This is a genomic window from Rathayibacter sp. YIM 133350 (assembly GCF_037404875.1).
Taxonomy (GTDB): Bacteria; Actinomycetota; Actinomycetes; order Actinomycetales; family Microbacteriaceae; genus Orlajensenia.
The window spans coordinates 67,569-87,075 of the sequence record NZ_JBBELO010000019.1; the positions used below are offsets into that span (position 1 = coordinate 67,569).

Below are 19,507 nucleotides of genomic sequence, written 5' to 3' on the forward strand. Positions count from 1 at the left end.
CAGAACATCTGGCGCAACGGCCGTGGAAGTGGCGCAACGCCGCATCCGGGCGTTGGGTCAGGGCGTGGCGGTCGGGGTCGGGATGTCGTCGACGTCGGTGCACTTCCGGTCCTGCGGCAGGATCGAGACGGCCTGGGCGAGGTCGGTGAGCGTCGTCGCGCCGCTGACCTCGTCGTAGTCGAGGATCACCTCGACGGCCGGAGTGCGGCCGTAGGTCGTGAACCGGTAGCGCGGGGCGTCCGAGTCGTCCTCGATCCAGTCGACGCCGTTCACGTTGACGCACGCGGCGGTCGTCGGTCCGGGGGTGGGTACCCCGCAGCGCAGCAGCACGGCAGCGGGGTCGCCCCACGCTCCGGTGCCCTGCGCATCCGTCTCCCGCTCCGGCTGGTCGGCGACGCTCTGCGGCAGTCGCACGACGACGTCGGCGCAGGCGGCGGAGGATGCGTCTGCCGCCGGCTCGAGGGAGACGGCGGCGGCGCAGCCGCTGAGGGCGAGCGCCGCCAGTGCCGCAGCACTGGCGAGGGCGAAGCGGGTCGCGAGTGAGCGGGAAGACATCCCGTTCAGGCTAGCGTGTTCACCGTGGACCTCCCTGAGCGCAGCGCCTCCCCGAGCATCGGCGAGGTGCACGAGCTCCAGGCGCTCTCGCGCATCTTCCCGCGACTTCCGGCCGCCGACGCCGCCATCATCGGCCCCGGGGATGACGCCGCAGTGCTCTCGGCGCCCGATTCCCGGTACGTCGTCACGACCGACATGATGGTGCACGGCCCCGACTTCCGGCTGGCCTGGTCGACTCCGTTCGAGCTGGGCTGGAAGGCGGCGGCGACCAACCTCTCCGATGTCGCGGCCATGGGAGCCCGGCCCACCGCCCTCGTCGTCGCGATCGCGGCTCCGGTGACGCTCGGCGTCGCCGTGCTCGAGGGCATCGCCGACGGACTGCGCGAGGCCTGCGCGGCGCTCGCACCCGGATGCGGCGTGGTGGGAGGCGACCTCTCCGCATCCGACACCCTCACGCTCGCGGTCACGGCGTTCGGCGACCTCGAGGGCCGGCCCCCCGTGCTGCGCTCCGGGGCGCGTTCGGGCGATGTCGTGGCCTACGCCGGCACCCTCGGCGCGGCCGCACTCGGCCTCGCCCTGCTCTTCGCCGAGGCGACGGATGCCGACGGACGGCCGGATGCGGGCCTCGCCGACGCGCTGCGAGCCCGGCACCCCGGTCCGTTGGCCGCCCAGCTCGCGCCGAGTCCGCCGATCGGCGCCGGCGTGATCGCCGCGCAGGCCGGCGCGACGGCCATGCTCGACGTGTCGGACGGTCTCGCCCTGGACGCCACCCGCATCGCCCGCGCCAGCGGGGTCGGCATCGACCTCTCGTCGGCGGCTCTCGGAGTCGACCCGGAGAGGGCACTCGGCGGCGGTGAGGACCACGGCCTGCTCGCGACCTTCCCGGCGCGCGACGCCCTGCCGGAACCCTTCCGGCGCATCGGGCGGGTCACTGAGGATGCGGGCGTGCTGAGCGTGGACGGCGTGCCACGCGCGCCGGCCGGCTGGGATCCCTACGCGGACTGGGACGGCGCGGCCGGCTGAGGCCCGTCCGGTCCGGCGGAGTCGGGCTCTGCGTGTGCGGTCGCCCACCACAGCGTGGTCTCGCCGTACTTCCTGTGCCGATCCAGGGCGATGCCGGCCGGCCAGCGCGGTTCCGGCGACCGGGTGCTGCGCTCCACGAGGACCACGGCTCCCTCGGTCAGTCGGCCGGCCAGGCTGTGCAGGGCTCGTGCGAGCTCCGGCTCGGGCAGGTCGTAGGGCGGATCGATGAAGACGAGGTCGGCGGCCATGCCCTCGGTGTCGAGGAAGGCCTGCACCGATTGCGTCGCCACCCGGATGCGGGGCTCGTGGCCCTTCGGCGCGGCACGACGCACGGCATCCGCGTTGCGACGGCAGAGGGCCGCCGCGGGGGTGGAGCGCTCGACGAGCACCACGGAGACCGCACCCCGGCTGACCGCCTCGAGCCCGAGAGCACCGGAACCGGCGTACAGGTCGAACACGACGGCGTCAGTCAGGGCGTCCCGCGCCTCGAGCGCCGAGAAGATCGCCTCGCGCACGCGGTCGCTCGTCGGCCGCGTGCCGCTGCGGGGAACCGCGAGAGCGAGCGAGCCGGCGAACCCCGAGACGATGCGTGTCATGGTGGCACGAGCCTACCGGCGCGAACGCCCCGCCACCGTCGCACGCGATGTCCGCCCGAGCGCCTAGCATCGAATCGTGACAGCGACGAGCCGGAGGTCCTCCGCAGCGGGGGCGGTTCCTCTCGGCATGGACACCGCTCTCAGCACCCTCCTCTCCTCGGCCATGGCCGGCGCGCTCGGCAAGGCGTTCGGAATCCGCACGGTTGCTGACCTGCTCGCACACTACCCGCGGCGCTACGCCCGGCGGGCCGAGCTGAGCCCGCTCGCCGAGCTTCCCCTCAACGAGAACGTGACGATCGTCGCCGAGGTGCGGCAGGTCAGGTCCCGCCCCATGAAGGCGCGGCGGGGCAGCATCCTCGAGGTCGAGATCTCGGATGGCACGGGCATACTCTGGCTCATCTTCTTCAACCAGCCATGGCGCGACCAGCAGCTGCGACCCGGCGTGCGCGGCATCTTCGCCGGCAAGGTGAGCGCCTACAAGAACGGGCGCCAGCTCGCCCATCCCGACTACCAGCTGCTGACCGACGAGGAGCGGTCCACCGATCCCGAGACCGCTCGACGCTGGACCGAGACTCCGATCCCCATCTACCCGGCCACGAGCACCGTGGCGAGCTGGAAGATCGCCGGTGCGATCGTCGACGTGCTCGATCACCTCGGCCCCGTCGACGACCCGATCCCCGAGACCCTCCGCCGGCAACGGCGGCTGCTGGACGCGCGCGCGGCGTACGAGGCCATCCACCGGCCGACCACGGATGCCGACTGGAAGCGGGCACGGGAGACCCTCAAATTCGGCGAGGCCTTCGTGCTGCAGGCCGCCCTCGTGCAGGAACGCGCACGCCGCAGGACGCTCGTCGGGGAGCCCCGCATACCGCGTGCCGGCGGCCTGCTGGAGCGCTTCGACGCCCGCCTGCCGTTTGCGCTCACCGGCGACCAGGTGCGAACCGGCGCCGAGATCGCCGCCGACCTTGCGGCATCCTCCCCGATGAACCGGCTCGTGCAGGGCGAGGTCGGTTCCGGCAAGACGCTTGTCGCCCTGCGGGCCATGCTCGCCGTCGCCGAGTCGGGAGGGCAGTCCGCCCTGCTGGCTCCGACAGAGGTGCTTGCCGCCCAGCACCTGCGTTCGATCGCGCGGGCGCTGGGCCCCGATCTGGCACCCGAGCTCATGCCCACGCTGCTCACCGGCCAGATGCCGACAGCCGACCGCCGGCAGGCCATGCTGCGCGTCGTCTCGGGACAGGCGCGCATCGTCGTGGGCACCCATGCCCTGCTCGGCGACTCGGTCGGGTTCTACGACCTCGGCCTCGTCGTCATCGACGAGCAGCATCGGTTCGGAGTGGACCAGCGGGAGGCGCTGCGGTTGAAGGGCAGCACGCCGCCGCACGTGCTCGTGCTGACGGCCACGCCCATCCCGCGCACGGTGGCCATGACCGTGTTCGGAGACCTCGACGTGAGCGTCATCCGTGAGCTGCCGAAGGGCCGGGCGGGCATCGAGACCCACGTCGTGCCGCTCGCCGAGAAGCCGACCTGGTTCGGCCGGGTGTGGCAGCGCACCGCTGAGGAGCTCGCACTGGGCAGACAGGCGTTCGTCGTGTGCCCGGCGATCGAGTCCAAGCAGGGCGAAGAGGGGGAGAGCCTCGAGGAGGCAGAGGGCGAGCCCTCCGACACCGTGCCGATCGCCTCCGTCGTCGAGGTGCTCGAGGAGCTGCGGCGAACGCCGGCGCTCGCCGGCCGGCGCATCGAGGCGCTGCACGGCCGCATGTCGGGCGATGAGAAGGATGACGTGATGCGCGCCTTCGCCGCCGGCCGCATCGACGTGCTCGTGGCCACCACCGTGATCGAGGTCGGCGTCGACGTGCCCAATGCGTCGACCATGGTCGTGCTCGACGCCGACCGGTTCGGCGTCTCGCAGCTGCATCAGTTGCGCGGGCGCGTCGGTCGCGGCACGGCCGCCGGCGTCTGCCTGCTCGTGACGCGGGCCCCCGCGGAGTCCCTCGCGCGCGAGCGCGTCGAGGCGGTCGCCGCCACGCTCGACGGGTTCGAGCTGGCGCAGGCCGACCTGGAACTGCGGCGTGAGGGCGACGTGCTCGGCCAGCGGCAGTCCGGGGGACGCTCCTCACTGCGACTGCTGCGGGTGGCGAGCGACGGCGACCTCATCGTGGAGGCCCGTGAGGCCGCCGAGGCGATCATCGCCGACGATCCCGAGCTCGCCGCCCTCCCGGCGCTGCGCACTGCGGTGGAGCGCAGGCTCGATGAATCCGAACGCGAGTTCCTGAACAAGGGTTGATGCGGCCCCGTCGGTCGCCATCGTGGCGCCGCCGCCACGCGCGGCGGGATGCCGCAGCCTGCACCGCCTCCTGAACAGGGGGAGCGGATGTTGAGGATTCACACGGGAACCCCAGCGGTGTGCCCCTGAGCCCGCGCTAATGTGAGGAACATGCGCAGGATCGCTGTCGTTCCCGGTTCATTCGACCCCGTCACACTGGGTCACCTCGACGTCATTGCGCGCGCAGCCGGTCTCTACGACGAACTCCACGTGCTCGTCGTGCACAATCCCGAGAAGAGCGCCCTGCTCCCCATCGCCCAGCGCGTGAGCCTGCTCGAGCGCTCCATCGCCGACGCGGGCGTCGGCGGCAACGTGATCGTCGCATCCTGGAGCATGGGCCTGCTCGTGGACTACTGCACCGATGTCGGAGCCAGCGTTCTCGTGAAGGGCGTGCGCTCCCAGGTCGACGTCGCCTACGAGACGCCCATGGCGATCGTCAACCGCAACCTCGCAGGCGTCGAGACCGTCTTCCTGCTCCCCGACCCAGCACACGCCCTCGTCTCCAGCTCGCTCGTGCGACAGGTGGCCTCACTTGGTGGCGACGTCGCCCCCTACGTGCCCGCCGCCGTCGCCGATTTCCTCCAGGGATCTTTACGATGAACAGCTACGCCACCCGCATCCCGACCGATTCCTCCGTCGCCCCGAGCGACGACACCGAGGCGATGGGGCTCGAGGAGGTCAACCACCACGCCCGGCTCATCATGGGCAACGTCGAGTCGGTCATCGCCGGCAAGCACGGGGCCGTGCGCACCGCACTCACCGTGCTGCTCGCCGAGGGGCACCTGCTGATCGAGGACGTGCCGGGCGTCGGCAAGACGATGCTCGCGAAGGCGCTCGCCAAGTCGGTGGACTGCACCGTCAGCCGCATCCAGTTCACCCCCGACCTGCTGCCGTCGGATGTCACGGGCGTCTCGATGTTCAACCAGGCGGAGCGCCGGTTCGAGTTCAAGCCGGGCGCCGTGTTCGCGAACATCGTGATCGGCGATGAGATCAACCGGGCATCGCCGAAGACCCAGTCCGCGCTGCTGGAGTGCATGGAGGAGCGCCAGGTCACCGTCGACGGCACGACCTACCCGCTCTCCTCGCCGTTCACCGTGGTCGCCACGCAGAACCCCATCGAGATGGAGGGCACCTACGCGCTCCCCGAGGCCCAGCGCGACCGCTTCATGGCGCGCATCTCGATGGGCTACCCCGACAGCGAGAACGAGCTCGAGATGCTCACGACCCGCGACCTCACGAGCCCGCTCGAGCGCCTGGACGCGGTCGTCACGCTCTCGCAACTGCAGGCCATGATGGCCGCGGCGCGCGCCGTCTTCGCCGCTCCCGGCGTGAAGGAGTACGCCGTCGACCTCGTTCGTGCCACGCGCGAGGACCGCGACCTGCGCCTCGGCGGCTCGCCGCGCGCCACCCTCCAGTTGGTGCGCGCGGCGAAGGCTCACGCCGCGCTGCACGGTCGCGATTTCGTGCTCCCCGACGACATCGACGACCTCGCCGTCGCGGTGCTCGGCCACCGCCTCGTGCCCACCAGCCGGGCGCTCGGCCACCACCACGCCGACACGGCGGCGCTCATCGAGGAGATCGTGCAGCGCATCGTCTCCCAGACGCCGGTGCCACTCGGAAACCAGAAGCGGGGCTGAGCCCGAGATGACGGCACGGGATCGTTCGCAGCGGCCGTGGTGGCCGCGGCCGACGCTGCGCGGGGTCGTCTTCCTCTCGGCCGGGGCCCTGCTGTTCCTGTACGGGCTCTTCCTCGAGCGTCGCGACGCCCTCTTCATCGGATGCTTCCTCATCGCCGTGCCGGTCGTCGCCATGGGCTACGTGCTCGTGCGCCGGCTGCGGATGCACGTCACGCGCAGCTTCAGCCCGCCCATCGTGGTGGCCGGAAGCGAGAGCGTCGTCGCTCTCGTGGTGCAGAACCTCTCGGCACGGCCGAGCTACGGGGCGCGCTGGCGCGACTCCGCAGAGCCCGGCATCACGGTGCCCGGCCAGACGATTCTGCCGGGCCTGGGCCGGCACGGTCGCCCCGATGAGGGCGACACGGCTCGGCTGGAGTACACGCTCACGCCGCGCCGGCGCGGCATCTTCGGCATCGGTCCGCTGGTCATCTTCCGCAGCGACCCGTTCAGCCTGGCCACGGGCGAGCAGGTTCTGGGGGAGGCGCACGACCTGGTCGTGACACCGCGCGTCACCGCGCTGCCGGGCAACGCCCTCTCGCTGACGAGCGGCGAGGGCTCGCTGCATGAGCTGCTGCGGCACACGAACCCCAACTCCGATGAGCTCATCGCCCGCGAGTACCGTCCGGGCGACCCCTTGCGGCGCATGAACTGGCCGGCCACGGCGCGCCACGGCGAGTTGATGGTGCGGCAGGAGGAGCAGCGCAGCAATCCCGAGGCACGGATGATCATCGACACGAGCCTGTCGGGCGCCGGCTCCCGCGCCGGCGGGGCGCTGCCCGACCGACGCGCCCGCCTCGAGGCCGCGTTCGAGCTCGCGCTCGAGATGGCGGCATCCGTCGGCATCCACCTGCTCGAGGCCGGCTTCAGCCTCGACGTCGTCGAAACCGGCCCGAGTCAGCTCTCGCCGGCCGCCGAGCGGGTACGCGGGGGACTGCGGGGCGATGCCCCCACCACCTACCGGGTGCCGGCGGGGGACCGCGAGTTCCTCGAGGGACTGGCCGGCCTGTCCGTTCCCCGCGGCGGCCGAGTCGGCTCCGACCTCCCCGAGTCGCCCGGGAGCGCGGTGCGCAATCCCACCGTGCGCATCCCGGCCTTCGCCGTGCTCGTGGATCCCGATGAGCGCGAGTGCCGTGAGCTGGTGGCGCTGCGGCCCTATTGCGACCCCGCCGTGGCGTTCGTGACGGAGACCGTTGCCCCGGCGCTCGTGGAGCGCCTGGAGGACGGCGGCTGGACCTGCGTGCCGGTGCGCACCGTGCGGGGGATCGCCGCGGCGTGGGCGAGCCTTGATCGTACGGGGAGGAGCGTGCATGAGCCGGTCTGAGACCCGTTCCCTGTTCGCGACCCGCGGCCGGCCCTACTGGCCGCTGACGCTCGCGCTCCTGCTGCTGCTGCTCATCGGATCGATGGCCCTCGGTCCCGTGCTGCGTGGAGCGTCGTGGTGGTGGGTGATGGCGGCGGTCGCGAGCATCACCCTGGTGTGCTCCGCCCTCTTCCGCAAGCTGAACTGGTCGCCGGCCCTCGTGCCGCTCGGCGCAGCGGGCGTGCTCATCGTCGTGCTCACGCTGTTCTTCGGCAACGGGACCGGCCTGCTCTGGCTCATCCCCACGCCCGGAACCTTCCAGACGTGGGGATCGCTCGCGGATGCCGGCACGCTCTCGATCCAGCAGCAGGCCGTTCCCGCCGTCCCCTATCCCGGCATCGTCTTCCTGCTCGCCGTGGGCGCCGGACTCATCGCCATCGCGCTCGACGTCGTCGGCGTCATCCTGCGCTCCCCGGCCATCGCCGGCATCCTCGTGCTCATCCCCATGGCCGTTCCCGCCCTCGTGACGAAGGCCGGCGCCAATGTGTGGATGCTCGTCGTGGCGGCGGCCGCCTACCTGCTCGTCCTGCGCGTCGACGTGCGCCTGCGCCGAGCCGAGGAGGCGGCGTCACCGGAACGGGGACGCGCGGCTCCGCGCAGCGTCGGTCCGGTGCGTCAGGGACCGGGGCCGGTGTGGGGTTCGCTCGGGGTGGGAGTGATCGGCGTCGTCGGCGCACTCGTGCTCTCGGTGGCGACCCCGGCTCTCTCGGACTCCACCCTGCTGCAGTCGCGGTCCACCGGCGTGCTCTTCGGAGCCGGCGTCAGTCCCCTCATCGACCTCGGACAGGACCTTCGCCGACCCGAGGAGACCCTCGCACTGCACTACAGCACGGATGCGGACCGCCAGCCCTACTTCAAGCTGCTCACGCTGGATGAGTTCTCGGAGGATCGCGACTGGGTCGCCGGCCACGGTGCCGTCGACCCCGCGAACACCGTTGAGCGCATCGGGCCGGCCCGCGGGCTGACCGACGACGACGTCAAGCGCGAAGAGGTGAAGACCTCGGTCCACGTCGACGGGGTCGTCAGTTCCTGGCTGCCTGTGCCGTACCCGGCGACCTCGGTGGCGGGCCTCGGGGGCAGCTGGAACTGGGATGCGGACGCCCTCACCGTCTCGAGCGACCGGGCCACGACCCGCGGGCAGGACTACACCGTCAAGAGCCTCGCCGTCGCGCCGACGGCCGACCAGTTGCGCCAGGCGGGCACGGAATATCCCGCCGACGTGATCTCGAAGGTCGCGCTGCCCGAGCAGACACCGGAGGTCATCGCCCAGACCGCCCGCGACGTGACAGCCGGAACGGACAATCCCTACGACGCTGCCGTGGCGATGCAGCGCTACCTGCGCAGCACCGCCTTCGCCTATTCGACGACAGCGCCGGTCGATGAGGGCTACGACGGTGGCAGCCTCGAGATCGTCGCACAGTTCCTGCAGGTAAAGAAGGGGTACTGCATCCACTTCGCCTCGACGATGGCGGTGATGGCCCGCACGCTCGGCATCCCGGCCCGGCTCGCCCTCGGCTACCTGCCCGGCGAGGCGACGCGCGACTCCTTCCAGGGCAACACCCGCTGGAACGTGTCCTCGCACGACCTGCACGTCTGGCCCGAGCTCTACTTCCCGGGGACCGGGTGGGTCAGCTTCGAGCCCACGACCGGTCGTGGTTCCATCCCCGACTACGCGCGGGCAGCGGCGGCGGCGGGTACGACCACGGCGCCGCCGACGCAGACGGATGCGCAGGAGCGCGCCGAGCAGCAGCGCAACCAGCACGGCGACGTCTCGAGCACCACGGATTCGTGGACGGACAGTCTCGTGGGCGTGCTGCAAATCGGCGGCATCGTGGTCGGCGTGCTCCTGCTGCTCCTGCTGCCGTTCCTGGTTCGCAAGGGCGTGCGGTTCGCTCGCCGGCGGCGGGTGCGACGGGGCCGTGGCTCGCCGGAACTGCTGTGGCGCGAAGTGGCCGACACGGCATCCGACTACGGCCATGCCGTTCCCGACACCGAGACCGCGCGGCACCTCGCGCACCGCATCGTGGGCCTCGATTCGGCGGATGCGGGCCTCGCCGACAGCGTGGAGCGTCTGCTCGTCGCGGTGGAGCGTGAACGGTACGCACCGCCGGAGGCCGCGGCCCGCGACGCGTCGGGACTGCTCGGCGACCTCGACCTCGTGCTCGCCGCCGTGCGTTCCCGTGCCACGTGGCCGGCGCGGCTGCGTGCTGCGCTGCTTCCGCGTTCGCTGCGACCGGCGGCGTTCGGGCCGGGGAGTGCGAGCGCCGCCACACCGGCCTGATGCGCGTGCCACCGCCGGTAGAATCGGGGGGTGAGCAAGATCGAGAAGACGCCGTACAAGGTCAACGTTCGCGACCTCGTGCACCGCCCGGGCGAGATGCGCGAACAGCACTTCAGCATCCCCGTCGACGAGGATCTGGGCGAGGGGCTCGTGGCGGTGAAGGCCGGCGACTGGATCGACGTCGACCTGCGTCTGGAGTCCGTGCACGAGGGCATCCTCGCCTCGGGCGAGGCCTCCGCGACGGCCGCGGGAGAGTGCGGTCGATGCCTGACTGACATCGAGCTGAGTGTCCAAGTCGAGTTTCAGGAGCTTTTCGCGTATTCTCGTGAGGAAGCTTTCGAGTTTGAGGTTCAAGACGACCACGTGGATCTTGAACCTCTTGTCAGGGATGCGGTGGTGCTCGCACTGCCGTTCCAGCCGGTCTGCCGGCCTGACTGCCCCGGTCTCGATCCCGAGACCGGATTGCGGCTGGCCGATCATCCCGAACTCATCGCACGAGCACAGCGCGACCCGCGCTGGGACGCGCTTGCGGGCCTGGAAGCTTCCTCAGACATCAGCGCCGGCGCCCCGGCGCCCGCTGAACCGAAGAAAGAGAGATAGTCATGGCTGTTCCCAAGCGGAAGAAGTCACGCGCCAACACGCACGCACGCCGCTCGCAGTGGAAGGCCGAGGTTCCCGCCCTGGTCAAGACCGTCGAGAACGGCAAGGTCACCTACAGCCTTCCGCACCGTGCGAAGGTCGTCGAGGACTCCGCGGGAACCCCGCTGTTCCTCGAGTACAAGGGTCGCAAGGTCGCCGACGTCTAGGTCGAGCAACCCCCGCCGCCCTCACGCGCACCGATGATCGCACCGGAAGCACCACGGGCAGAACTTCTCGAGAAGCTCGGCATCGATATCGATGACGGGCTTCTCGAGCTTGCGCTGACCCATCGCTCGTACGCCTACGAGCACGGCGGCATCCCCACGAACGAGCGCCTGGAGTTCCTCGGGGACTCCGTGCTCGGGCAGGCCGTGACGGTGATGCTCTACCGCGACCACCCGGAACTCAGCGAGGGCGACCTCGCCAAGCGCCGGGCGAGCCTGGTCTCGAGCGTCGCGCTCTCCGAGATCGCCGACGGCCTGGGTCTCGGCCGGTTCATCCGGCTGGGCCGCGGCGAGGCGCAGACCGGTGGACGGGCCAAGCCCTCCATCCTCGCGGACACGGTGGAGGCCATCATCGGAGCGGTTTACCTGGACTCGGGCCAGGATGCCGCGACGCGCTTCGTGCTCGAGCTCATCCAGCCGCTGCTCGCCGATCCCGCTCGCTTCGGCGCGGCGATGGACCCCAAGACGAGCCTGCAGGAGAGCGCCGCCCGCATCGGCGCCAGCGCGCCGGTCTACGTGCTCACCGAGAGCGGACCCGACCACGCGAAGATCTTCCTGGCCACCGTGAGCGTGGGCGAGACCATCGCAACCGGTGAGGGCACGAGCAAGAAGAATGCCGAGATGGCTGCCGCACTGCAGGCGTGGTCGCTGCTGAACCACGCCCGTCCCGTCGAGCGCTGAGTCGCCGTGCCCGAACTTCCCGAGGTGGAGGTGGTACGCGCCGGACTGGAACCGGCCGTCACGGGCGCGCTCATCGCGGGGGTCGAGGTCTTCGAGCCCCGGTCGCTGAGGCGGCATGTGCAGGCGCGCGGCGGCTTCGTCGAACTGCTCGAGGGCCGGCGCCTGCTCGCGGCGGTGCGTCGCGGCAAGTTCCTCTGGGTTCCCCTCGACAGCGGCGACGCCCTCGTGGCGCACCTCGGCATGAGCGGGCAGGTGCTGCTGCGCGAGCCCGGCCGGCAGGAGAGCGGGCTGCTGCGCATCCGGCTGCACCTCGAGCATCCGGATCTCGGCGAGTTCTGGCTTCACTTCGTCGACCAGCGCATCTTCGGGTCGATGGCGATCGACGCGATGATGCCCACGTCCGACGGGTTCGCCGCGGGATTCTCCGGGCGTGCCAAGGGACCCTGGCAGAGCCTCATCCCGGCCCAGGTCGCCCACATCGCGCGCGATCCGCTGGACCCGGCCTTCGACGACGCCGCCTTCCTCCGCGCCCTGCGGCGCACGCGCAGCGGGGTCAAGCGCGCGCTGCTAAACCAGCGCCTCGTGAGCGGCATCGGCAACATCTATGCCGATGAGGCGTTGTGGGCGGCGAAGATCCACTACGAACAGCCCGGCGACTCCCTGACGCTGCCCCGCGCACGCACACTGCTCGCCGAGGTACGCCACGTGCTCGCCAAGGCACTCGCCGAGGGCGGAACGAGCTTCGACGCGCAGTACGTCAATGTCAACGGCGCCTCCGGCTACTTCTCGCACTCCCTCAACGTCTACGGGCGGCAAGGGCTGCCGTGCCCGCGATGCGGCACCACGATCGTGCGGGAGCAGTTCATGAACCGGGGCAGCCACCTCTGTCCCCCCTGCCAGCGACTGCGGCGCCCCCGGACACCCGCTCAGACGCCGGCGACGTCGCGCCTCCACGCGCCCTCGTAGCCGATCGGACGGAAGCCCATCGCCTCGTTCACGGAGAGCATCGGGCGGTTCTCCTCGGCATTGAAGGTGATGATCGACGGATGCCCCGGAAAGGCGCGCTCGAGCGCCCTCAGATTCGCCAGCTTCACGAGCGTGCCCAGACGGTGTCCGCGGTGCTCGCGCAGCACGAGGGTGTCGTCCTGGGTGATCGCTCGGGTCGGCTCGGACGGCACGAGCAAGGTTGAGAAGGCGACCAAGGCGCCGCTGCCGCGATGCACCACGGCTGCCGTCAGCGGGACGAGGTCGGAGGACTCCCGCGAGGCGTCCTCCGCATCGAGGCGTGCCTCAGTCCAGACGTCTTCCGGTTCCTGCAGGCCCGCGGTCGGGGCATCCGTGCTCATGCGCGTGTGCAGCCTGGCGAGGTCGGCGCGGTATCGCGGTGGAGTCGAGCCGATCCAGGTGAGGGCGTCGTAGTCGGATGCAGCATGCACGACGGTGTCGGCCTCGAGTCTGCGCAGCGCCTCGGGATCCGCCGGCAGCGCCAGTCGGCTTCCGCGGTTCAGCTGCTCGAGCCGGTAGCCGCGGTCGAGGAGGAAGCGCACCTCGCGATTCTCCAGCGGGACCGAGCCGAAGCCCGTCGGCGCGTCAAGGCGGGGGCCGGAGGCATCCGGTGAGGCCGCGTACACGATGAAGGTCGATCGCCCGTCATCGGTGGCGAATTGTTCGATCGCATCGCTGAGGGCGGATCCGATGCCGATGCCCCGCGCCTCCGGACGCACCAGCACCTCGAGCCAGGCATGCGTCGACGCCGGGTCTGCGAGCGTGTCGCACACGGCGCGGCCGACGACGGCTCCGTCCAGTCGGGCGATGAGGCCGTGCTTAGGATCGAACTCGGTGTTGCGCCACATCGGGAGCAGCTCATCGGCCCTGTAGCCCAGATCATCGGTGCCATAGGCCACCGCCTCGCAGACGTTGCGCACGGCGTTCGCCGCCTCGAAGTCCTCCCAGCCGGCTGCGCCCGGCGCCTCGGGCACGATGAGAGGCTCGATGGTGAATCGCGACGTCATGCGAATGCCTTCCGTGGGCCAACATCGAGTGCGGAACTTCGCAGCCGACCAGCCTAGCCGCCTGCCGGGCGCGAGGCCAGGCGTCGGGTACCGTTGTGGCCAAGCATCCGTCACCGAGAAGAGGCGCACGTTGTACCTGAAGAGCCTGACCCTCAAGGGGTTCAAGTCCTTCGCGCAACCCACGACGTTCGCCTTCGAGCCGGGTGTCACGTGCGTCGTCGGTCCGAACGGCTCCGGGAAGTCGAACGTCGTCGACGCCCTGGCCTGGGTGATGGGCGAGCAGGGCGCCAAGACCCTGCGCGGCGGCAAGATGGAGGACGTCATCTTCGCCGGAACCTCCACGCGCGGGCCGCTGGGCCGCGCCGAGGTGACGCTCACCATCGACAACTCGGATGGCGCACTGCCGATCGACTACACCGAGGTGACGATCGCCCGCACGCTGTTCCGCAACGGGTCGAGCGAGTACGCCATCAACGGCGAGGGCTGCCGGCTGCTCGACGTGCAGGAGCTGCTGAGCGACTCGGGCCTCGGCCGCGAGATGCACGTCATCGTGGGGCAGGGCCAGCTCGACGCCGTGCTGCGCGCCAGCCCCGAAGAGCGCCGGGGCTTCATCGAGGAGGCGGCCGGCATCCTGAAGCACCGCCGTCGCAAGGAGAAGACGGTACGCAAGCTCGAGGCGATGCAGACCAACCTCACGCGGCTCTCCGACCTCGCAGGCGAGATCCGGCGGCAGCTGAAGCCGCTCGGCCGCCAGGCCGAGATCGCTCGCGAGGCGCAGGGCATCGCGGCCGTGGTGCGTGACGCCCGCTCGCGCCTGCTCGCCGACGAGGTGCTCACGCTGCGCACCGCCCTGGATGCGCACACGCGCAGTGAGCATGAACGCCACAGCGAGCGAATCGTGCTCCAGGAGCAGCTCGAGCAGAAGCAGCTACGCATCCAGCGCATCGAGCAGGAGCAGACCGGAGACGCCGTCGACGCCGCCCGCCGAACCAGCTTCGCCCTGGAGTCCGTGCAGGAGCGGTTGCGTTCGCTGTTCACCCTCGCCAACCAGCGCATCGCCCTGCTCGGCGCGCAGGCCGAGGGTGGCGACACCACGCCGAGCGTGACGACGCAGATGGTGCAGGACGCCCGCGACGAGGCCGAACGCCTCTCCTCCCTGCTCGGTGCGGCCGAGATCCGGCTCACGCAGGCGACAGCGGCGACGAAGGCGGCCCGCACCGGGCTCGACGCCGTGGACGACGAGATCGCGGCCCAGAGTGCGCTCGTCTCGCGTCACGACCTCGAGCTGAGCAAGCTCACCGGCCAGGCCGATGCCGCGGCCTCACGCCTCGCCGCGGTACGGGGCGAGGTGCTGCGCCAGCAGAACGCGCTCGAGGGCGCGAGCGGTCGACGCGATGCCGCGATCGCCGAACTCGAGCGCGTGGAAGCGGAGTCCGACGCGACGGATGCCGGCGAGACCGACCTCGACGAGACCTACGAGCTCGCCCAGAACGCCGTCTTCGAGGCCGAGGCCGAGATCGAGCGCCTCCGCGAGCGACTGCACGAACGCGAGCGCGAACGCGACGGGCTCACGGCTCGAGCCGCAGCACTCTCGCTCGCCCTCGACACGAAAGACGGCTCGGCTGCCCTCGTGGCCGCCGGCATCCCGGGCGTTCTCGGGCTCGTCGCCGAGCACGTGCAGGTGCAGTCCGGGTTCGAAGCGGCGATCGCCGCTGCGCTGGGTTCCCTCGCCGACGCCGTGCTCGCCTCAGACGTGGATGCGGCGGCCCGGGCCGTGCAGTACGCCGTCGACGAGGAACTCGGCCGCGTGGAGGTCGTCGTCGCCGCTCCGGACCGCGCGGTCGCGGCGGGCGCATCCGTGGACGGACTCACCGCCGCCACCGAGGTGCTCAGCGCGCCCGACGGAGTGCGCAGCCTTCTCGGGACGACGCTCATCTCCGAGGACCTCGACGCAGCGCGAGCCGCGTGGAGTGCTGGACTGAGCCGCTCGGCCGAGGCGGTCACGGTCATCACTCGTGCCGGGGAGGTGCTCAGCGCGTACGTGCTGCGCGGCGGGAACGGTGCGAAGCGGTCGCGGCTGGAACTGGTCGCCGAGCGGGAGAGCGCCAGGGAACGGCTCTCCGAGGTGACGGCCCTCATCGAGGATGATCGGGCGGAACTGGCCGAGCGCCGCTCGGTCCTCCAGGCGGCGAAGGAGGCTTCGGCGGCAGCACTGAGCGGCCTGCGGGAATTCGACGCGCGCCTGGCCGCTGTCACCGAACGGCGTAACCGGGCCAAGGTGCAGGCCGAGGCCGCTGCGGCCGAGCACGAAAGACTGCGGGCGGCACTGGCCCAGGCGGGCGACCGCGTGAGCGAGGCGGAGACGGTCGCCAACACCGCCAAGGCGGCGCTCGAGACCGCGCGCTCGCGTCCGCGTCCGATCCTCGACGTGTCCCAGCGCGAGGCGCTGCTGGCGGAGCTGGAGACCGCTCGGGAGGCCGAGGTCGAGGCGCGTCTCGGCCTCGAGACGGCACGCGAGCGGGTGCGTGCCGAGCAGGCACGCGGGGAGGCCCTCGCCCGCGCTCTCGAGGCCGAGCGGGCCGCTGCCGAGGAGGCCGCGCGGCGTGCCGTCATCCGTCGCCGTCAGGTGGCAGCGGCGACCGGTGTGGTCGAGGCGCTGCCCGCCGTCCTCTCCTCGGTCGAGGCATCCGCGAGCCAGGCGCGCGTGGTGCTCGCCACCGCCGAGCAGGAGCGTGCAGGCCAGAACGAGGAACTCGGCCGGCTGCGCCGCGAGGAGGCCGGGCTGCGTGAGCGTCTGCAGGCCGTGACCGAGAACGTGCACGGTCTTGAACTGGCCATCTACGAGAAGAAGCTGCACCTCTCGAGCCTGCTGGAGCGGGCAGGCTCCGAGCTGGGACTGGTCGAAGACGTGCTCGTCGCTGAGTACGGACCCGACGTTGCCGTGCCGGCGGATGTCGAGGGCGGTGAACCCCGACCCTTCGACCGGGCGGAGCAGCAGCGCCGGCTCGAGAAGGCCGAACGCGGCTACGCCCAGCTGGGCCGGGTGAACCCGCTGGCCCTCGAGGAGTTCGCCGCGCTGGAACAGCGCCATTCCTTCCTCACGGAACAGCTGAACGACCTCACGAACACGCGGCGCGACCTGATCAGCATCATCGAGGAGATCGACGAGAAGATGCAGGTGATCTTCGAGGCGGCCTTCCTCGACACCCAGGCCGCGTTCACGGAGGTCTTCCCGATCCTGTTCCCGGGTGGAACCGGCAGCATCACGCTGACCGACCCCGAGAACCTGCTCACCACGGGCATCGAGGTGGCGGTGAAGCCGGCCGGGAAGAAGATCGAGCGGCTCTCGTTGCTCTCGGGTGGTGAGCGCTCGCTCGCAGCCGTGGCCCTGCTCATCGCCATCTTCAAGGCGCGGCCGAGCCCCTTCTACATCATGGACGAGGTCGAGGCGGCGCTCGACGACGCCAACCTCGGGCGGCTGCTGCGCATCTTCGAAGACCTGCGCGCCTCGAGCCAGCTCATCGTGATCACGCACCAGAAGCGCACCATGGAGATCGCGGACGCGCTCTACGGAGTCTCCATGCGGCAGGACGGAGTCTCAGCTGTGGTCGGCCAGCGGGTGGCCGAGGAGCGCGTCAGCGCCTGAGCCGCCGCCCGCCCGCGCCCGCGGCGCCGGCCGCGCCCGCCCGCGCGTGCCCCGCCGAGTGTTGCGCCACTTCGACGGCCGTTGCGCCAGAACAACGGGCGCAACGAGCCCCGAAGTGGCGCAAGGGCGTCAGCCCAGTCAGGCCGTCGGTGATTGCGCGATGCGTACCGTGTTGCCCGAGGGATCCCGGAAGGCGCAGTCGCGCGGCCCCCACGGCTGGTCGATGGGCTCTTGAAGAACCTCGGCGCCCGAAGCGCGCACCGTCTCGAAGGTCGCGTCGACATCGTCCGAGCGGAAGACGAGGATGGGCAGTACGCCCTTGGTGAGCAGCTCCTGCAGGGCGTCGCCGTCGGCCTGAGACCGGCCGGCGTGGGGCACCGAGAGCACGATCTCGGGACCGGGCTGGGCGTCGCTTCCCAGGGTGACCCAGCGGAACCCGCCGGAGGCAACATCGTTGCGCACCTGGAGGCCGAGGGCATCGCCATAGAAGGCGATCGACTCGTCGACGTCGTTGACGGTGATGTTGCAGTACTGAAGTGCGATGGTCATGAGGCCGACTCTATTCCGGCGATCCCGCCGGTACTTCTCCGATCCTGCTCGATCGCATCCGTGGGCGAGCGACAGCGCGGGGTCGTCGCCACGGGTGTGGCCGGGGCGTTCGCACCTGTCGGATGCCGTCTGCCCGTCCTCCACACATTCCAACCCACTACTTCTGCGTGCTCGGGGGCGTGTGGCAGCGAGCCCGCAGCAATTGCGGGTCCGACCGGATCGAGCACGCAGGAATTGCGGGTGTCGGCGCTGCCGCACCCACAGAATCTGCGGGCTCGGCATCCGTAGCTGCGAGAACGCAGAAATTGTGGGTGCCGCGGCTGCCCACTAACTCCGCGGGCTCGGCATCCGTAGCTGCGAGAACGGAGGAATTGCGGGTGCCGGGGCTGCGACACCCACGGAATCTGCGGGATCGGGAACGCCGCACCCGCCGAATCTGCGGGATCGGCGCCCGGGCCGCGGGACGCGGTCAGGGGAGCGGGCGGTTGCTGCGGATGACTCCCTGCGGGTCGACCCGCTGCTTGATGGCCGCGAGCTTCGCGATCGTCGCGGGCGGGAACGCATCCGCCAGTCCGGCGCCCGCGCCCAGGAACGTCGGCACCATGCCCTGGGCGGGGTAGCGGTCGGCGACGTCCCGCAACGGCTGCAGGGCGGCCTGGGCCGCCGGCACCTGCGCGGGATCGAAGATGAGCACGCCGGCTCCGATGAGGGCGGGTGCCGAGATCGCGCCCAGCAGCGCATCGCTCTGCCGGCCGATGGCGCCGCCGAGGATCCGCACTCCGGCGCGCGAGAGCCCCTTCTCGGCGCCCGCGAGGAACGCGTCCACGAACGCCTTCGCCGACTCACGGTCGAAACCGTCGATCGTTCCGCCCCAGTCCACGGTCGGCATCGGGTCGACGGGCTCGTTCGCCACCGCGGCGAGGCCGCCGATCGTGAACGAGGTCAGGCCGTCGATGATCGGCGTGGCGATGCCGCGCAGCGCCTGTGCCACGGGCTCTGCGGATGCGGCATCCCCGAGGGCGACGATCGCCACGGACGTGACGGAGCGCCCCCTCAGCGGCTCGGGCAGGACAGGAAGGTCGGGAAAGCGAGCAACTCCCACGTCGATGCCGAGCTCGGGATGCTCCGCGGCCAGATCTGAGACCGCGAGGAAGACGTCCACGGCGGCCTCGAGCGGATAGAACAGCGATCCGCCGAACAACGCGTCGCCCGGATGCAGGCGGAACTCGATCGCGGTCACCACTCCGAACAGCCCGCCGCCGCCCCGGAGGGCCCACAGCAGCTCGGCGTCCGAGTCTTCGGTGACCCGGCGCACCGCACCGGTGCCGTCCACGAGCTCGACCGCCGTCACGGAATCGGCGGCGAGGCCGTACGCGCGAGAGAACATCGAGTGGCCGCCGCCGAGGGACAGGCCTACGACGTTGACCTCGGGGTTGCTGCCCGAGAGGGCGATGAGGCCCGTGCCGTCGAGCTGGGAGAGAGCGGGTCCCCAATTGACGCCGGCTCCGACGCGGGCGGATGCGGTCTCGACGTCGATCGTGATCTCGTCGAACCGCTTCGGGCGCACGAGGATGACGCCCTCGAGCGAGCCGTTCGCCCCGTGCCCGTTGGGCTGGGTGCTCACTCCCAGTCCGGCCGCAGCGGCGGCGCGCACGATGCGCTCGACGTCGTCGACGTCTGCCGGCACCGCGATGGCCGCCGGCCGTTGGTCGACGGAGAGGTTCCACGGCAGCCGCGCCGTCTCGTACTGCTCATCGCCCGGCAGCACGAGGTCGCCGGAGAGTTCTGCCCGAAGGGCGTCCAGTGCGGATGATTCTGTCGTCAGTGACACGAAGGTCTCCAGGTTCGTGAGGGATTGTCGGGTCAGCGCCACGCTAGCGAGCAGCACCGACACGGCAGAAGAGCTTCGTACCCGCCACGCACGGCGGTTCGCTGCCCGCGT

General features: G+C 71.0%; 16 protein-coding genes. 11 read left to right on the forward strand and 5 right to left on the reverse strand.

Annotated elements, in window-relative coordinates; all coding sequences use genetic code 11:
* Positions 1-57 precede the first annotated feature (57 nt).
* Positions 58-555 (reverse strand): DUF3515 family protein, encoded by a 498-nt coding sequence (locus tag WDJ51_RS05545; protein WP_337851439.1) that lies wholly within the window; start codon positions 553-555, stop codon positions 58-60.
* A gap of 15 nt (positions 556-570) precedes the next feature.
* Between WDJ51_RS05545 and thiL the strand changes: the two genes are divergently transcribed.
* Positions 571-1,578, forward strand: coding sequence for a thiamine-phosphate kinase (gene thiL, locus WDJ51_RS05550; protein WP_443218459.1), 1,008 nt, complete (start codon positions 571-573; stop codon positions 1,576-1,578).
* On the opposite strand, the gene rsmD is transcribed toward thiL, so the two are convergent.
* Entirely contained in the window at positions 1,548-2,174 is a 627-nt protein-coding gene (gene rsmD, locus WDJ51_RS05555) for a 16S rRNA (guanine(966)-N(2))-methyltransferase RsmD (RefSeq protein ID WP_337851441.1), read from the reverse strand. The genes thiL and rsmD overlap by 31 nt on opposite strands.
* Before the next feature lie 127 nt (positions 2,175-2,301).
* Here rsmD and WDJ51_RS05560 point away from each other — a divergent pair, with 127 nt between their 5' ends.
* From WDJ51_RS05560 to mutM, 9 genes are all read left to right on the forward strand, one after another.
* The gene (locus WDJ51_RS05560; RefSeq protein WP_337851511.1) at positions 2,302-4,458 is read left to right on the forward strand and encodes an ATP-dependent DNA helicase RecG; all 2,157 of its coding nucleotides are present in this window, start codon (positions 2,302-2,304) and stop codon (positions 4,456-4,458) included.
* Positions 4,459-4,608: 150 nt separating this feature from the next.
* On the forward strand, positions 4,609-5,097 hold the full coding sequence (gene coaD / locus WDJ51_RS05565) for a pantetheine-phosphate adenylyltransferase (protein WP_337851442.1): 489 nt from the start codon (positions 4,609-4,611) through the stop codon (positions 5,095-5,097).
* Complete coding sequence (locus tag WDJ51_RS05570) at positions 5,094-6,134, forward strand: AAA family ATPase (RefSeq protein WP_337851443.1); 1,041 nt, start codon at positions 5,094-5,096, stop codon at positions 6,132-6,134. The genes coaD and WDJ51_RS05570 overlap by 4 nt, the downstream gene beginning before the upstream one ends.
* A gap of 7 nt (positions 6,135-6,141) precedes the next feature.
* Entirely contained in the window at positions 6,142-7,494 is a 1,353-nt protein-coding gene (locus tag WDJ51_RS05575; protein ID WP_337851444.1) for a DUF58 domain-containing protein, read from the forward strand.
* A complete protein-coding gene (locus tag WDJ51_RS05580) occupies positions 7,481-9,814 on the forward strand; it encodes a transglutaminase family protein (RefSeq protein WP_337851445.1) in 2,334 nt (777 codons plus the stop codon). The genes WDJ51_RS05575 and WDJ51_RS05580 overlap by 14 nt, the downstream gene beginning before the upstream one ends.
* 30 nt (positions 9,815-9,844) lie before the next feature.
* Positions 9,845-10,414 (forward strand): YceD family protein, encoded by a 570-nt coding sequence (locus WDJ51_RS05585; RefSeq protein WP_337851446.1) that lies wholly within the window; start codon positions 9,845-9,847, stop codon positions 10,412-10,414.
* Between the two features lie 2 nt (positions 10,415-10,416).
* A complete protein-coding gene (gene rpmF, locus WDJ51_RS05590) occupies positions 10,417-10,620 on the forward strand; it encodes a 50S ribosomal protein L32 (protein WP_337851447.1) in 204 nt (67 codons plus the stop codon).
* A gap of 33 nt (positions 10,621-10,653) precedes the next feature.
* A complete protein-coding gene (gene rnc / locus WDJ51_RS05595) occupies positions 10,654-11,358 on the forward strand; it encodes a ribonuclease III (protein ID WP_337851448.1) in 705 nt (234 codons plus the stop codon).
* Positions 11,359-11,364: 6 nt separating this feature from the next.
* A complete protein-coding gene (gene mutM, locus WDJ51_RS05600; protein WP_337851449.1) occupies positions 11,365-12,324 on the forward strand; it encodes a bifunctional DNA-formamidopyrimidine glycosylase/DNA-(apurinic or apyrimidinic site) lyase in 960 nt (319 codons plus the stop codon).
* On the opposite strand, the gene WDJ51_RS05605 is transcribed toward mutM, so the two are convergent.
* Positions 12,285-13,370, reverse strand: coding sequence for a GNAT family N-acetyltransferase (locus WDJ51_RS05605; RefSeq protein ID WP_337851450.1), 1,086 nt, complete (start codon positions 13,368-13,370; stop codon positions 12,285-12,287). The two genes, mutM and WDJ51_RS05605, sit on opposite strands and share 40 nt — an antisense overlap.
* 130 nt (positions 13,371-13,500) lie before the next feature.
* Here WDJ51_RS05605 and smc point away from each other — a divergent pair, with 130 nt between their 5' ends.
* On the forward strand, positions 13,501-17,016 hold the full coding sequence (gene smc, locus WDJ51_RS05610) for a chromosome segregation protein SMC (protein ID WP_337851451.1): 3,516 nt from the start codon (positions 13,501-13,503) through the stop codon (positions 17,014-17,016).
* 138 nt (positions 17,017-17,154) lie between these two features.
* Here the strand turns inward: smc and WDJ51_RS05615 are convergent, their stop codons facing one another.
* Together WDJ51_RS05615 and WDJ51_RS05620 are read right to left on the reverse strand one after the other, a co-directional pair.
* Entirely contained in the window at positions 17,155-17,565 is a 411-nt protein-coding gene (locus WDJ51_RS05615; RefSeq protein WP_337851452.1) for a VOC family protein, read from the reverse strand.
* 469 nt (positions 17,566-18,034) lie between these two features.
* The gene (locus WDJ51_RS05620) at positions 18,035-19,396 is read right to left on the reverse strand and encodes an FAD-binding oxidoreductase (RefSeq protein WP_337851453.1); all 1,362 of its coding nucleotides are present in this window, start codon (positions 19,394-19,396) and stop codon (positions 18,035-18,037) included.
* Between the last annotated feature and the right edge of the window lie 111 nt (positions 19,397-19,507).

Coding starts and splice junctions, on each gene's coding strand:
- rnc (WP_337851448.1), top strand. CDS start 10,654: ATGATCGCACCGGAAGCACCACGGGCAGAACTTCTCGAGAAGCTCGGC.
- rsmD (WP_337851441.1), bottom strand. CDS start 2,174: ATGACACGCATCGTCTCGGGGTTCGCCGGCTCGCTCGCTCTCGCGGTT.
- WDJ51_RS05570 (WP_337851443.1), top strand. CDS start 5,094: ATGAACAGCTACGCCACCCGCATCCCGACCGATTCCTCCGTCGCCCCG.
- coaD (WP_337851442.1), top strand. CDS start 4,609: ATGCGCAGGATCGCTGTCGTTCCCGGTTCATTCGACCCCGTCACACTG.
- rpmF (WP_337851447.1), top strand. CDS start 10,417: ATGGCTGTTCCCAAGCGGAAGAAGTCACGCGCCAACACGCACGCACGC.
- WDJ51_RS05615 (WP_337851452.1), bottom strand. CDS start 17,565: ATGACCATCGCACTTCAGTACTGCAACATCACCGTCAACGACGTCGAC.
- WDJ51_RS05580 (WP_337851445.1), top strand. CDS start 7,481: ATGAGCCGGTCTGAGACCCGTTCCCTGTTCGCGACCCGCGGCCGGCCC.
- WDJ51_RS05560 (WP_337851511.1), top strand. CDS start 2,302: ATGGACACCGCTCTCAGCACCCTCCTCTCCTCGGCCATGGCCGGCGCG.
- WDJ51_RS05605 (WP_337851450.1), bottom strand. CDS start 13,370: ATGACGTCGCGATTCACCATCGAGCCTCTCATCGTGCCCGAGGCGCCG.
- WDJ51_RS05545 (WP_337851439.1), bottom strand. CDS start 555: ATGTCTTCCCGCTCACTCGCGACCCGCTTCGCCCTCGCCAGTGCTGCG.
- WDJ51_RS05575 (WP_337851444.1), top strand. CDS start 6,142: ATGACGGCACGGGATCGTTCGCAGCGGCCGTGGTGGCCGCGGCCGACG.